This is a genomic window from Clostridium sp. (assembly GCF_022482905.1).
Lineage (GTDB): Bacteria > Bacillota > Clostridia > Clostridiales > Clostridiaceae > Clostridium_B.
Genome location: NZ_JAKVOI010000001.1, coordinates 1,745,433 through 1,761,097, shown reverse-complemented (window position 1 = coordinate 1,761,097; position 15,665 = coordinate 1,745,433). Strand labels below are relative to the sequence as shown.

Here is a 15,665-nt window from a genome sequence, read left to right as displayed (position 1 = left end):
TTCGGGAGGAATAGAATTTGAAAAAGATAATATTAACAGGCGGCGGGTCTGCAGGGCATGTAACACCAAATCTCGCCCTCGTACCGGGATTAAAGAAGAGAGGCTATAAAATAGAATATATAGGAACCAAAAACGGGATCGAAAGAAAAATAATAACCTCTCAGAAAATAAAATATCATGCCATATCCAGCGGAAAACTCAGGAGATACTTTGATATAAAGAATTTTACGGATCCTTTCAAAGTAATAAAAGGAGTATTTCAAGCATTTATTATAATAAGGAAGGTAAAACCCAATGTAGTGTTTTCAAAGGGCGGTTTTGTTTCAGTACCGGTAGTAATAGCAGCACATTTAAACAAAGTACCTGTCATAGCACATGAGTCGGATATTACTCCGGGTCTTGCAAACAGGATTTCTGCACCCTATTGTGATAAAATATGTTTGACTTTCCCGGAATCCTTAAACAAGATAAAAGACGGGAAGGGCATTCTGACGGGAACCCCCATTCGCAGTGAAATTATAAACGGAAGCAGGATAATAGGAAAGAGAATATGCAACTTCAAGGATGATAAACCGGTGATTCTCGTAGTCGGCGGAAGTCTAGGCTCAAAGTTTATAAATGATACGGTCAGGGCTTCACTGGATATGCTGCTTTCAAAATACAACATAATTCACATATGCGGCAGGGGAAATATTGACAGGGGCATGGAGGGCAGAAAAGGATACCTGCAATTTGAGTACGTAAATGAAAATATGCCTCATGTACTGAATATAGCTGATATTGTAATATCAAGGGCAGGTGCGAATGCCATATTTGAACTTCTTGCCCTGAAAAAGCCGAACCTTCTTATTCCGCTGTCGCGAAAATCAAGCAGGGGAGATCAGATATTGAATGCGGCATCCTTTGAAAAGAGGGGATACAGCATGGTATTGAGCGAGGACGTTTTGAAGCCCGACACGCTTGTAAAAAAAATAGATGAGCTCTACAGCAGCAGAAATGACTATATAAATAAAATGGCAGGCAGCAGTGCCGGAAATGGATCGGACAAGATAATAGATGTAATTGAGAAATACAGTATAAAATAATTTAAAATTACATATTTGAAAAATATATTTTGTTAAATAATATTTTATGTTATAATGTTAATGTAGACAATTACATTGTTAAAAAAATATTTATATGGAATAAGCTCTGTATTTAGTGGACTGATTGGACTTTTTTAAAAGGCGGATAAGTTCGCTATTTTAACTGATATTTATGAAATATATATTTGATATAGTTGATACAGGTTATCAATATATTGAAATTACTTGTAGTATTATGGTATACAAACAAAAAAATTTACTAATACAGCATAAATTTATAATTTACAGATTTAATTTTTTGTTGTAATATAAAAGTATAATATTAGTTGAGATTTTAACTGATAGATTTTTGTTAAAATAAAATATGTTTATTCTCCTCCTCTATGAGCTGATATTTTGTGTATTTGCACTTGTTGTCTCATGGTGGAGAAAAATATAAAAATCTAACGGATAAAGGTTAGATAAATCAATGCTTGCTGAATTTTGTAAGTGACTTTATGATTTTAAAAATAAAGGAGGAAATTTCATATGTCAAGATCTAAACAATCAATGGATGGTAATACAGCTGCTGCACACGTAGCTTATGCTTTTACAGAAGTAGCTGGTATCTATCCAATTACACCATCAAGTCCAATGGCTGATGTTATTGACCAATGGTCTGCTGCAGGACAGGAGAACATTTTCGGTAACCAGGTTAAAGTTGTAGAAATGGAGTCTGAAGCAGGTGCTGCAGGAACTGTTCATGGTTCTCTTGCTGCCGGAGCTATCACAACAACATTTACAGCATCACAGGGTCTTCTTCTAATGATTCCTAACATGTATAAAATTGCTGCTGAACAGCTTCCTTGCGTATTCGACGTATCGGCACGTACTGTTGCAACTCAGTCACTTAATATATTTGGTGACCATAGTGATGTATATGCTTGTCGTCAGACAGGTTTTGCAATGCTTGCTGAGACAAACCCACAGGAAGTAATGGATTTAAGCCCAGTTGCACATCTTTCTGCAATTGAAGGTAAAGTTCCATTTATCAATTTCTTTGATGGATTCCGTACATCTCATGAAATTCAAAAAATAGAAAAATGGGATTATGCAGATCTTAAAGAAATGTGCAATTTTGATGCAGTTAAAGCTTTCCGTGAACATGCATTGAATCCGGAACATCCAGCTATGCGTGGTTCTCATGAAAATGGAGATGTATTCTTCCAGCACCGTGAAGCAAGCAACACAACTTATGATAAATTACCAGCTGTTGTTGAAAAATATATGGCTAAGATAAATGAAAAACTTGGTACAAACTATGATTTGTTCAACTACTATGGAGCTCCTGATGCTGACCGTGTCATCATTGCTATGGGATCTGTATGTGATGTAGCTGAAGAGGTTATCGATTACCTGACAGCCAAGGGAGAAAAAGTTGGACTTGTTAAAGTTCGTCTGTATCGTCCATGGGTATCTGACGCACTTCTTAAAGTTTTACCTAAGACAGCTAAAAAAGTTGCAGTTCTCGATCGTACAAAAGAGCCTGGAGCATTGGGAGATCCATTGTATCTTGATGTAGCTACAACTTTCCGTGAAGCAGGACTTAACGATATAGTATTGACAGCTGGACGTTATGGACTTGGTTCCAAGGATACTCCGCCTTCATCATTGTTTGCTGTATATACTGAATTGAAGAAAGGTGCTCCTAAAGCTCGTTTCACAATCGGTATAGTTGATGACGTTACAAACCTGAGTTTGCCGGAAGTTAAACCAGCTCCTATTACATCTGCACCTGGAACTGTAGAATGTAAATTCTGGGGTCTTGGCGGTGATGGTACAGTAGGTGCCAACAAGAACTCAACAAAGATATTGGGTGATCACACAGACAAATATATACAAGCATATTTCCAGTATGATTCCAAGAAAACTGGTGGTGTAACAATATCACATCTCAGATTCGGAGATAAGCCAATCAGAAGTCCATACTACATAAATCAGGCTGACTTTGTTGCATGTCACAACCCATCATATGTTGTTAAAGGATATAAGATGGTTCAGGATGTTAAACCAGGCGGAATATTCATGATCAACTGCCAGTGGTCAGACGACGAACTGGATTCCAAATTGACTGCCGATGCCAAGAAATATATAGCAGACAACAACATCCAGTTATATACAATCAATGCTATCGACAAGGCAATTGAGATTGGTATGGGTAAGCGTACCAACACAATTCTTCAGTCAGCATTCTTCAAATTGGCAAATGTTATGCCGATTGATGATGCCGTTAAATTTATGAAGGCTGCTGCCAAGAAATCATACAGCAAAAAAGGCGATGCAGTTGTAGAAATGAACTACAAGGCAATTGATGCCGGTGTAGACGCTGTTCATAAAATAGAAATTCCAGCTTCATGGAAGAATCCAGCTCCAGATGCTCCAGCACCAGAACTCAAAGGACGTCCGGAAACAGTTAAACTTGTTAAAAATCTTATGAATCCTATCGGACTTATGGATGGAGACAGTCTTCCTGTATCTGCATTCGAAGAAAATCCAGATGGACAATATGAAATTGGAGCTTCTGCATATGAAAAACGTGGTACTGCTGTAACTGTTCCAGAATGGGATCCAAATAAATGTATTCAGTGTAACAACTGTGCATTTGTATGTTCTCATGCAACAATTCGTCCGTTCATGCTTAGTGCAGATGAAGTAAAAGCAGCTCCTTCGAATATCAAGGTTGCTGACACCAAGCCAAAGGCTGGAGAATACAAATTCGCAATAAGCGTATCTCCTCTTGACTGTATGGGATGTGCAGAATGTATCACTGTCTGCCCTACAAAGGCTATCAAGATGGTACCTCAGGAATCACAGGCAGACCAGCAGCCGGTCTTCGATTATCTAGTTGCTAATATAGGCAAGAAACCTGGAGTTCCAGCTGATACCACAGTTAAGGGTTCACAGTTCAATCAGCCACTTCTTGAGTTCTCAGGAAGCTGTGCAGGATGTGCTGAAACATCTTATGCTCGTTTGATTACACAGTTGTTTGGTGAGCAGATGTACATTTCAAATGCTACAGGATGTTCTTCCATCTGGGGTGGTCCTGCTGCAACAAGTCCGTTCACAGTTAACAAGGATTCAAATAAAGGGCCAGCTTGGGCTAACTCATTATTTGAAGACAACGCAGAACATGGATTTGGTATGTATCTTGGACAGAAGACACTTCGTGACCAGGCTATAGCCAAAATCGAGAAGCTTGCTGCTTCTGACAAAGCATCTGATGAATTTAAAGCTGCTGCCAAGAAGTTTATAGAAACAAAAGATAGTACAAAAGAAAACACAGCTGCTGCTGATGCATTGGTAGCTGAACTTGAAAAAGCTGCTGCTGCAGGCTGTGGAACTTCTAAAGAAATACTTGACAAGAAACAGTATCTTGCTAAGAAGTCAGTATGGATTCTCGGTGGAGATGGATGGGCATACGATATCGGATTCGGTGGACTTGACCACGTGCTTGCTTCAGGAGAAAATGTAAATGTCATGGTATTCGATACAGAAATGTACTCAAATACAGGTGGACAGGCTTCAAAGGCTTCCAACATCGGTGAAGTTTGTCAGTTCGCTGCTGCCGGTAAAGAAGTTGGCAAGAAGAGTCTTGCTGAAATAGCTATGAGCTATGGATACGTGTATGTAGCACAGATTGCCCTTGGTGCTAACCCAGCACAGGCTGTCAAGGCTATTGCTGAAGCAGAAGCTTATAACGGACCATCACTTATCATTGGATATGCACCTTGTGAACTTCACGGAGTTAAAGGCGGCATGAACCACTGCCAGGATGAGATGAAGAAAGCTGTAAAAGCTGGATACTGGAATCTGTTCTCCTTCAATCCTACTCGTAAGGCTGAAGGAAAGAATCCATTCACTCTTACATCCAAGCCAGGTGATGGAACTTATCAGGACTTCTTGAACAATGAAACACGTTATACTCGTTTGAAACGTGCATTCCCTGATCGTGCAGAGAAGTTGTTCAGTGAGTCTGAGAAAGCTGCAGCAGAACGTTATGAACATTTATTAAGATTGGTAGATCTTTATAAATAATTGTGTATATAAGGATACAGAGTGGATTTTATCTGCTCTGTGTCTTTTTTTAAATAAATATTATTTAATGTAAAAAAAGCTTTTAATATTTGAGTGTTAAGGGTAAAATTAAAACATAACACTTAAAAGGAGGTCCGTATATGGATAACGAAAAAATTCAGGACTACAATGAGTCAGAAGGAAATTGCAGCTGCGGAGATGAAAATGTACATGGTGAAGACTGCGGTTGCGGCTGTGGGGATCATGAACCACTCATGGTGGATTTGGAAGATGAAAATGGAAATGCAGTTCAGTGTGAAGTTGTAGATGGATTTGCATATAAAGAAAATGAATATGCTATAGTTGAAAATCATGAAAATGGCAGTGTATACTTATTCAAAGTTGTTGGAGAAGGAGATATGGGAGAACTTGTAATCCCTGATGATGCTGAATTTGATGAAGTTTCTGAATATTACGCATCACTGGAAGAATAAAAAAATGGAGATAAATCCGTGCCTGCACGAATTTATCTCCATTTTACATATGCCGGTCATTTCCACTGGAGCACTTTTATTCCCTTTGTATCTTTTCCCCTGAAATTTATAAGATAGGGATTTCCCACAAGATTGAACAGTGGAAGATCTGAAAGAGAGTCCGAGAACATATAGGAATTTTCAAAATCCACCTCTATGTTTTCTTCCTCCAGGTAATTTTTAAGCCTGGAAACTTTTTCATCACTCTTGCAGTTTTCACCTACTATTTTGTTTCTGTATCTTCCCCCGGATTTTAAAAATGCCGTTCCTATTACCTTATCGACTTCTTTTATATTATACAGTGTATTCAAATAAAATTCAGCCGAAGCAGAAATCAGATAAATTTTAAATCCCTCTGATTTCAACTTCCGAATTTCAGAAATTGCATCATCATAGAATATTTTGCAGAGCCTTTTGTCATAAAATTCATTTACAATAGAATTCATTTCCACTTCATCAATTCCGTTTATAAAACTTATAAAAATCTCCTTGGTTCTCTTTGCATCCATAAGCCCTGTTATAAACAGAAATGATGATATAATGGACAGCGGGGCATGTAATATTGAAACAGGATGTCTTTTTATCATGAAAAGATAAAATTCGAGAAGAGTCTCCCTTTTGGTTATAGTAAAATCCACATCAAATATTGCAAGTCTTTCCAAAATAAATCATCCACCTTTTCAATCGACAAATTGGCAATTATACAATTAATTATAACATAAAATTCTGATTGTGTGGAAATTACACTGTTGATAATGATAGAATATAATAAGAAGAACTCAGAGGTGATACAATTGGAGAATTACGGTAAATTTTTCTTGTTCAACAACAATGTAAAGGAATGTAGGGAATTTGAAGATACATACGTGACAGAAGGGAAATCATTATATGAGGTAATACGAATTGTGGATTCCATACCGCTGTTTCTGGAGAGGCATCTTTGCCGCCTTGAAAATTCAGCCAGAGTAGCCGGCCTGGAATTATGGATTCCTATGGAAGACATAAAGAGAAGTATAATTGAACTCATACATATAAACAGGTGCAGTGCAGGAAATATGAAGCTTGTATTCAATTACGGCGAACATGAAAATAATTTCCTCATGTATTTTATAAAATATCATTATCCTGACATTGAAGAATATAGAAAAGGAGTGGATACATTTTTATTTTTTGGTGAAAGAGAAAATCCAAATGCAAAAATTATAGACATGGACTTTAGAAAACGAATAGATACTCGAATAAAAGAGAAGAGTGTATTTGAAGCCATACTTGTGGACAGGAATGGAAACATAACGGAAGGAAGCAGATCAAACATTTTCTTTATAAAGGACAGCGAACTCATTACTGCCCCTGTGGAGCAGGTCCTGCCAGGCACTACGAGGCAGGTTATAATGGAAATAGCCCTTGAAATGGGAATTGATGCAGTAGAAAAAAAGGTGAACTACAGGGACATAGATAAATTTGATGCGGTTTTTATATCGGGAACTTCTCCAAAAGTTCTTCCGGTAAGATCAATAGATGACGTTGAATTTACTTCTTCACAAAATAAAATAGTAATTGAGATAATGAGAGCCTATGACAGACGGGTAAATGATGATATAAAAAATTTGAAGTGTAGGGGGGAGAAAGGTTGAAAAAGGTATTTCATGGGACTTCACTGCAAAATTGTATTGGGGCTGCTGCTGCTCAGCTGAATATTGAAGAGAAAGACTTGAGGTACAAGCTTCTGGAGGACAAAAAGGGGTTTTTCAAGAGAAAGGTGACCATAGAAGTAGAAATTGATGAACCAGATGGAAATTCGGAGTTATCCCGGAAAGCACCGGAGATAATAGATGAAAACAATGGAACCGTAAAAGTTGAGGATGGAAATATAATTGTAAAAGATCCTGAAGAGGGTAGAAAGCCTGCAATTATAAAGAAATCCGGCAGTATGACTGTTCTGGTGGATGGAACTGAAGTGGAAGATCAGATGGAAGTATTCAGTTCAAACAAGATAAGAGTCATCTTTGAAGAAAATGAACCTCGGAGACAGATCAACATCTACATCTCCGATGACAGGATGGAAGCATATGCGGAAATTGTCTACAGTTCCAAAATCATATATGGTCTGAAAGATGAAAAAGAAGGGGAAGAAGTTATACTTCATCCATATGCCATGCAGACAATAGATCCTCCGAAATATACGGAAAAGGACATAGAGGAAGAAATTGCAAAAAGTAATATAATCTATGGTATAATAAAAGAAAACTTAAATAAGCTTATGAAAGAAAGCAGCAGGAGAATCCTTATAGCAAGGGGAAAGAAAGTTGTAGACGGTGAAGATGACTATATAGAGGCCAAGTTTAAGGCATCATCTTCATTTAAGGAAGATGCAGTTGGAAACATAGATTTTAAGAGCATAGGGCTTGTAAATGCCATCAAGAAGGATGAAGTTGTAGCTGTACGTCATCCTGGAAAGAAAGGCGAAGATGGATCGGACATCATGGGAAACGTCGTAAAGTGCAAGAGCGGAAAGAAACTGAATATAAAAGCAGGTGCGGGATGTTTGATAAAAGATGATGACACCGTAGTCGCGGCAATTGATGGGAAGCCCTCCAGAAAGGGAAATATATTTTATGTAAATCAGGTTCATGAATTGAACAAGGATGTTGATTTAAAGACGGGAAATGTCTGTTTTGTGGGAGACATAACCATTCATGGAAGCATAAAGGAAGGCATGGGAATAGAATGCGGCAACAATCTTGTCGTAGACAAGGATGTGGAAAGGTCTGTATTGAGTGCAAGGGGCAATATAATCATAAAGGGAAGCATAGTTGCTTCCAAAATATGCGGAGGCGGCGAAGATGTAGACAAAGTAAGGACTATAGAGCATCTTGGCGATTTCACAAGGAATATGAGGGATCTTGAAACGGCTGTCAATGAGATAAAAATGTACAACTTATTTGGTCAGGAGAGAAAAGACGGAGAAATTATAAAAATACTTCTGGAGAATAAGTTTAAAAATCTACTGAGATTATGTGCAAATATAATTTTGGATATGAAATCCCAGCCCGAGACTGAAGATGTAGGAGATGATGATCTTATAAGGCTTATAAGGTCGAAGCTTGTAGGAATTGCACCTGTGAATATAGAAAACTATACGGAATTGAATGAACTGATAGATTGTGCGGATTCAAAAATAGAGGAATTGAAAAATACACTGAGACTTCCGGTAAAAGTTGTCATAGCATATTGTCAGGACTCAAAAATCGAGAGCTCGGGAGATGTAGTTATTACAGGCAGGGGAGAATACATTTCCAATATTACAGCCAATGGGTCAATCGAATTTCTCAGGGAAAGATCAGTGGCCAGAGGAGGTTGTCTCAAGGCAAAAAATGAAATAAAGTGCAGGACTATAGGAAGTGTGGCAGGTGTAACAACTAGAATTGAAGTTGAAAGTGAAGGCAATATATGGGCCGATATAGCATACCATAACACTGTATTCAAGGTAGGGACGAGGGAAACGGTACTGGATTCCCCGAGTAAAAATGTACATGCCTATCTTAAAGACGGAAATGTGGTAGTGGACAAATTTGTGTTATAAATTTTATTTATATAATAAGTTGAGGAGGGTTCATAAAAATGGATGAAAAAGAGTTGAAAGTATTGATATTCAGTATAAACGGGGAATTTTATGCTACAGACATAATGGAAGTAGAGAGAATACTTGGCTATGAAGAAACGACTAAAATTCCCGATTCACCGGATTTTGTGGAAGGTGTCATAAACTATTCTGGAAGTATACTGCCGGTTATATCTCTGACAAAGAAGTTCGGACTTGAGGAAAGTGAAAATACAAAGGACTCCAAGATTATTGTAACAAAACAGAATGAAAATAAAATAGGCATTATAGTGGATGTTGTCTCGGAAGTAAGAGACATAGACCCGTCAACCATAGAAGTCCCTCCGGATATTGTATCCGGTATATCCAGAAGATATGTAAAGGGGCTTATAAAAATAGATGAAAAAATAATAATATTCCTGAATTTTTCCACAATACTCACTGAGGAAGAAAAGCAGCTCATACAATAAAATTGGAAGGTGCAATGTTATGGATATAAAAGAGATAAAAGTTGGAATTGCAGATATGAATACTGCAGCATCTCCCGATATAATCATGACCATCGGTCTGGGGTCATGCATAGGTATAGCCATGTATGACAGATTTAAAGCCGTAGGTGGGCTGGCGCACATAATGCTTCCGGACAGTACTCAGTTCAGTATTGTAAAAAATCCTATGAAATTTGCAGATCTCGCCATTCCAATGCTCATAGAAAAATTGGAGAACATGGGTGTGAAAAAACAAAACATGAAGGCCAAAATAGCAGGGGGAGCATCAATGTTTAACTTTTCCGATAAGAGCATGATAATGGACATAGGCAGCAGAAATGGAAAATCAGTTAAACTTACTCTTAAAAAATACTCCATTCCGGTACTGGCAGAGGACCTTGGCGGCAATAAAGGGAGGACAATGATATTCGATACTTCCAGTGGAATCGTAAAAATACGCACAGTGGGATTGGGCACTAAGGAATTATAACATATATTTTTTATAGTGGAGTGATAATAACTTGAAAAAAATAAAAGTTTTGATAGTAGATGATTCAGCATTGATGAGAAGAATTATCTCGGATATGGTAGGCGGGGAACCCGATATGGAGACCATAGGAACAGCCAGAAATGGAGAGGATCTGCTGGAAAAATTATCGGGAAAATATTCCGGAGAAAATGTACCTGATATAATAACACTTGATGTGGAAATGCCTAAAATGGACGGTATATCTGCCCTGAAGGAAATGCACAGGCGGAATATAAATATACCTATAATAATGCTCAGCAGTATTTCAAAGGAAGGTACCAAGCTGACAATGGAGTGCCTTGACGCAGGTGCCCTTGATTTTGTACCAAAGCCCTCAGGAAGCATTTCCCTGGACATAGATAAAGTCAAGGATGAGTTGATAAAAAAAATAAAATTATCCTATCAGATATCCAGACAGAAAAATCAATCCGGTCCCAGAGCTGAAAGCACCAGAACGACGAAAAAAGTACTTCACGACAAGACAGACAAGCACCTTCATGAAGTAAACGGAAGCATAGAGGCAATTGTAATCGGAGCCTCCACAGGAGGGCCGAAGGCACTGTATTCTGTTATAACAAAGCTTCCTAAAAATTTCGGGATACCTACATTTGTAGTGCAGCATATGCCGGTAGGCTTTACAAAGGCATTTTCAGAACGGCTTGATTCAAATTCCCTTCAAAAGGTGGTGGAGGCTTCAGACAACATGAAAATAGTGCCGGATACCATATATATAGCGCCTGGAGGCTTTCACATGGAAGTTGGACAGGACAGGAGGGTGCACCTGAACAAAGAACCTGCAATATGGGGGGTAAGGCCTGCAGTAGATAAGCTGTTTAAATCGGCTGCAAGAGTATACGGCGGGAATCTCATAAGTGTTGTCCTGACCGGGATGGGAAGAGATGGAGCTGATGGAACTGCAGTAATAAAGGACAGCGGTGGAATAACCATATCTGAAGATGAGTCAACCTGTATTATTTATGGAATGCCGAAAGCGGCCTATTCTACAGGAAAAGTTGAAATGGTTCTGAAGCTTGGGGATATAACCGACAAACTTGTAGAATTAGTATCGATTAGGAGGAAGACTTTATGATTCTGGATATGGATTACTTTGAGAAATGGGTTTTAAGGGAGTTCAACATAAATTTGTCGGCCTATAAGCCCAACCAGCTTCACAGGAGAATAAACAGCCTCATGTCAAGGGTAGGAGTGGACAGCATAGAGAACTACATAAATCTGTTGAAGAAGGACAAACTACAGAGACAGAAGTTCCTGGATTTTATAACTATAAATGTATCCGAGTTTTTCAGAAATCCGGAGATATTCAAGGAATTGAAATCCAAATTGAAAGATGAAATCCTTAAAAACAACAATTCCATCAAGATATGGAGTGCAGCCTGTTCCATAGGGGCAGAGCCCTATTCTGTGGCAATATACCTGAAAGAGCTGTCCCCGGGCAGGAGACATACCATAATTGCCACCGATATAGACAACACCATAATTGACAGGGCAAAAATGGGAGAATATGTTGAACAGGAAGTAAAAAATGTTAAAAAAGAATATTTAGATAAATATTTTATAAAAAATGACGATAAGTATATCATAAAAGACAGTATAAAGAATATGGTTACTTTCAGAAAACATGATCTTATACTGGACACATATGAGAGGGACTTTGATCTCATAATATGCAGAAATGTAGTAATATATTTCAATCAGGATATAAAGGACAGGATATATGAAAAATTCAGCCAGTCTTTGAGAAAAGGAGGATTATTATTTGTGGGAGCCACTGAAAGCATATATAATTATAAAGAATATGGTTTCGAAAAGGCATCTACCTTTATATATAGGAAACTGTAAGGAGGGAATCAAATGGACACATCACAATACATGTCTATGTTTCTGGAAGAAGGAATGGATAATCTGCAGACTTTGAATGAGTCGCTCCTTCAACTTGAACAGGAACCTGACAACGTAGATAAAGTAAATGAAATTTTCAGGGTTGCACATACGATAAAGGGAATGGCTGCCACCATGGGATTCAATAAAATGGCGGAACTTACCCATAAGATGGAGGATGTATTATCTGAATTTAGGGAGGGTGAACTCAAAGTAAGTCAGAATGTAGTTACAGTTTTGTTCAAATGCCTTGATACCCTCGAGCAGATGCTGAAGAACATAGAGGAAGGAATAGATGACGAAACTCCGATTGAGGGAATAATGGAGGAACTTGAGCAAATAGCAGGCGGGGGTCAGCCGCCGGAAGAAAAGGAAAGCCAGATTCCAGACAAACCGGATAAAGAGGAAGAACCTTCAAACGATGAAGATCAGACACCTATAGTCAAACTGAACGAGTATGATATAAATGTCATCAAACAGGCAAATGACAAGGGATATCATGCCTATCAGATAAAGATAGAATTGAGTGAAAATACTCTTCTGAAATCAGCAAGGGCATTTCTCATATTCAAGAGTCTGGAGGAAGCCGGGGAGATAATAAAATCAGTCCCGGGCACCGAGGATCTGGAAAAAGAAAATTTTGACCTGGAGATAGATATAGTACTCCTTTCTACAAGAACCAGGGATGAGATAAAGGATATCGTCAACGGAATATCGGAAGTCGACAATGTCGAAGTTCAGGATGTGGATATAAAAGCAGAGAAGGAGAACAAGATAAAAGAGGAAAGCAAAAAAATTTCTTCTCCTCCAAAGGCTGTAAAACCAAAGCCTGCCGAGACAGGCAAGCCTAAGGCTCCAAAAGCTAAAAATCAAAAGCCCCACAGGAAGGTTCATCAATCCGTAAGGGTGGATCTTGAGAGACTGGACAAATTCATGAACATGGTGTCCGAGCTTGTAATACACAGGACGAGACTTGAACAGATAAGCAGCAACTATAAATCTGCAGAACTGAATGAAACACTTGAGCAGGTTGCAAGAACCACATCGGATCTTCAGGATCTTGTAATGAAGATAAGGATGCTGCCTCTCGATACTGTATTCAGCAGATTCCCGAGACTCATAAGGGATCTTTCCGTTGAACTGGACAAGGATATGGAGCTCATAATAAAGGGAGCCGATACAGAACTTGACAGAACCGTAATAGACGAGATAGGAGAACCGCTTATACATCTTATAAGGAATGCCGCAGACCATGGAATTGAATCCAAGGATGAAAGACTCAAGGCGGGGAAAAATCCCGTAGGGCAGGTAAGACTCATTGCATATCAGGAAGGAACCCAGGCAGTCATAAAAGTTGAAGATGACGGTGCAGGAATAAATGTGGAAAAGGTAAGGGAAAAAGCTGAAAGCATAGGCATAAACACAAACGGAATGTCAGAAAATGACATCAAAAATCTCATATTCATGCAGGGTTTCAGCACAAACAAGGAAGTAACCGACATATCTGGAAGAGGAGTGGGAATGGATGTAGTAAAAAACAAGATATCCTCACTTAACGGCACGGTTGACCTTATAAGTGAAGATGGAAAAGGTTCCTCCTTCATCATAAGACTTCCGCTTACACTCCAGATAATACAGGCACTTCTTGTAAAAGTCGGAGAGGAAACCATGGCAATATCCCTTGGATATATAGACAGGGTCATAGACTACAGGGAGGATCTCGTAAAGTTGTCCAACAACAAGGAGATCATAATCTACAACGAAAATGTAATACCTTTTATAAGATTGTACAACAGGCTTGGACTTAAAAAGTCGGGCGAGAGCAAAAATTATATAGTAATAGTAAAAGTAGGCGAAAAGACAGTCGGTCTCATGGTGGATTCACTTCTCGGACAGAAGGAGATAGTTATAAAACCACTTGGCAAGACACTTAAATCAATGAAGGAATACATTGGAGCTACGATACTTGGAGATGGACTTGTAACACTTATACTGGATGTTGCAGCTCTTGTTTAGGGAGGTATGGTATTATGAGTTATGACAATCTCACCCCGCTGCAGATAGATGCACTGAGAGAAGTTGGAAACATAGGAACGGGAAATGCTGCAACAGCACTTTCACAGCTTTTGAACAAAAAAGTGGACATGACTGTGCCGTTCATAAACATAGTGCCTTTCAATGACATATTCAAGAATATAGGTGCAGATCAGCCTGTTGTCGGTGCACTTGTAAGAATACTTGGGGATACGCCGGGAAACATACTCTTCGTGTTCGAAAAGGAAACGGCTCTCAATATAGTATACAAGCTGACGGGAGAAAAATCCGAAGAACTTACCGAGATGGGGAATTCGGCCATATGCGAAATAGGAAATATAATATCGAGTTCCTACATGAGCGCAATATCAAAATTCACAGGACTTTTTATAACACCTTCTGTTCCGGCGGTTACCTATGATATGCTGGGGGCAATACTGTCTACCACTTTTATAGAAGCAGGACAATTTGATGAATATGTCCTTGATATAGAAACTATTTTTATAGAAGATAATTCCGAAATAAAAGGACACTTTTATTATATACCTATGCCAGGTTCTCTCGAAAAAATACTGGGAAGCCTTGGAATAGGATGATAATATAATATTAGTTAAGGAGTAAATAATTTGGAGGGAAAAAAATGGCAAAAGTATTAATTGTAGATGACGCAGCTTTTATGAGGATGATGATTAAAGACATACTGGAGAAAAATGGATTTGAAATTGTAGGTGAGGCAAACAACGGCATCAAAGCCGTGGAACTCTTTAAAAAGGAATCCCCGGATGTAGTTACAATGGATATAACAATGCCCGACATGGATGGAATAGAAGCTGTAAAGCAGATAAAGGGTATAAATCCAAATGCAAAGATTATAATGTGTTCGGCCATGGGGCAGCAGACCATGGTAATGGATGCTATAAAAGCAGGTGCCAGAGATTTTATAGTAAAGCCGTTTCAGCCTGACAGGGTACTTGAAGCAATAAACAAAGTACTTGGTTAACGGGGGGTATAATATATGCAGGTAGTTATATTTAAATTGAGCAATGAGCAGTTTGCTGTAGAAACTTCAAAAGTTCAGAGTATAAATGATTACATGGAAATAACGAAGGTACCCAGGGCACCTTCCCACATAAAGGGAATAATAAATTTGAGAGGAAATGTCATATCAATTCTGGATATAAATCTTCTAATGGATGTTCCCAAACAGGGAAACAGTAAACAAAGTGAAGAGAGTATAATAATACTTGAAATGGAAGAGGAACTGGTCGGCATAGTTGTGGATCAGGTAGATGAAGTACTGGATCTAGATGAAAGCATGATTGAAAAGATAACTGATGAAAACAAAAAGGCATACATAGAGGGAGTCATAAACTTCAAGGACAGAGTTGTCACATTGATTAATATAGACAAACTTTTTTAACTTAGAATTTTCATAAGAAATGA

14 protein-coding genes are annotated in these 15,665 nt (G+C 38.4%); 13 read left to right on the top strand and 1 reads right to left on the bottom strand.

Translation table 11 applies throughout. From position 1 onward, the window contains the following. Positions 1-17 precede the first annotated feature (17 nt). From LKE46_RS08745 to LKE46_RS08735, 3 genes are all read left to right on the top strand, one after another. Entirely contained in the window at positions 18-1,085 is a 1,068-nt protein-coding gene (locus LKE46_RS08745; RefSeq protein ID WP_291720674.1) for an undecaprenyldiphospho-muramoylpentapeptide beta-N-acetylglucosaminyltransferase, read from the top strand. Between the two features lie 528 nt (positions 1,086-1,613). Further along, on the top strand, positions 1,614-5,159 hold the full coding sequence (gene nifJ, locus LKE46_RS08740) for a pyruvate:ferredoxin (flavodoxin) oxidoreductase (protein WP_291720671.1): 3,546 nt from the start codon (positions 1,614-1,616) through the stop codon (positions 5,157-5,159). Between the two features lie 140 nt (positions 5,160-5,299). Further along, on the top strand, positions 5,300-5,632 hold the full coding sequence (locus LKE46_RS08735) for a DUF1292 domain-containing protein (protein WP_291720668.1): 333 nt from the start codon (positions 5,300-5,302) through the stop codon (positions 5,630-5,632). 56 nt (positions 5,633-5,688) lie between these two features. Here LKE46_RS08735 and LKE46_RS08730 read toward each other — a convergent pair whose 3' ends face one another. Continuing rightward, positions 5,689-6,333 carry an HAD-IB family hydrolase gene (locus LKE46_RS08730; RefSeq protein ID WP_291720665.1) on the bottom strand — a complete coding sequence of 215 codons (645 nt, stop codon included), beginning with the start codon at positions 6,331-6,333 and terminating at the stop codon, positions 5,689-5,691. A 132-nt stretch (positions 6,334-6,465) separates the two neighbouring features. On the opposite strand from LKE46_RS08730, the gene LKE46_RS08725 reads away from it, so the two are divergent. Genes LKE46_RS08725 through LKE46_RS08680 form a run of 10 tightly spaced genes read left to right on the top strand, consistent with a single transcriptional unit; the run spans position 6,466 to position 15,642 of the window. After that, the gene (locus tag LKE46_RS08725; RefSeq protein ID WP_291725627.1) at positions 6,466-7,305 is read left to right on the top strand and encodes an aminotransferase class IV; all 840 of its coding nucleotides are present in this window, start codon (positions 6,466-6,468) and stop codon (positions 7,303-7,305) included. Next, positions 7,302-9,254 (top strand): DUF342 domain-containing protein, encoded by a 1,953-nt coding sequence (locus tag LKE46_RS08720; protein ID WP_291720662.1) that lies wholly within the window; start codon positions 7,302-7,304, stop codon positions 9,252-9,254. The genes LKE46_RS08725 and LKE46_RS08720 overlap by 4 nt, the downstream gene beginning before the upstream one ends. Positions 9,255-9,292: 38 nt before the next feature. Beyond that, complete coding sequence (locus LKE46_RS08715) at positions 9,293-9,742, top strand: chemotaxis protein CheW (RefSeq protein ID WP_291720659.1); 450 nt, start codon at positions 9,293-9,295, stop codon at positions 9,740-9,742. Positions 9,743-9,761: 19 nt separating this feature from the next. Next, a complete protein-coding gene (locus LKE46_RS08710) occupies positions 9,762-10,250 on the top strand; it encodes a chemotaxis protein CheD (RefSeq protein ID WP_291720656.1) in 489 nt (162 codons plus the stop codon). 31 nt (positions 10,251-10,281) lie between these two features. Next, positions 10,282-11,379, top strand: coding sequence for a protein-glutamate methylesterase/protein-glutamine glutaminase (locus LKE46_RS08705; protein WP_291720653.1), 1,098 nt, complete (start codon positions 10,282-10,284; stop codon positions 11,377-11,379). 2 nt (positions 11,380-11,381) lie between these two features. Beyond that, entirely contained in the window at positions 11,382-12,149 is a 768-nt protein-coding gene (locus LKE46_RS08700; protein ID WP_291725626.1) for a CheR family methyltransferase, read from the top strand. A gap of 12 nt (positions 12,150-12,161) precedes the next feature. Then, a complete protein-coding gene (locus LKE46_RS08695; RefSeq protein WP_291720650.1) occupies positions 12,162-14,204 on the top strand; it encodes a chemotaxis protein CheA in 2,043 nt (680 codons plus the stop codon). Positions 14,205-14,218: 14 nt separating this feature from the next. Then, on the top strand, positions 14,219-14,818 hold the full coding sequence (locus LKE46_RS08690) for a chemotaxis protein CheC (protein ID WP_291720647.1): 600 nt from the start codon (positions 14,219-14,221) through the stop codon (positions 14,816-14,818). Between the two features lie 44 nt (positions 14,819-14,862). Next, complete coding sequence (locus LKE46_RS08685; RefSeq protein WP_291720644.1) at positions 14,863-15,222, top strand: response regulator; 360 nt, start codon at positions 14,863-14,865, stop codon at positions 15,220-15,222. A gap of 15 nt (positions 15,223-15,237) precedes the next feature. After that, complete coding sequence (locus tag LKE46_RS08680) at positions 15,238-15,642, top strand: chemotaxis protein CheW (RefSeq protein WP_291720640.1); 405 nt, start codon at positions 15,238-15,240, stop codon at positions 15,640-15,642. Positions 15,643-15,665 lie beyond the last annotated feature (23 nt).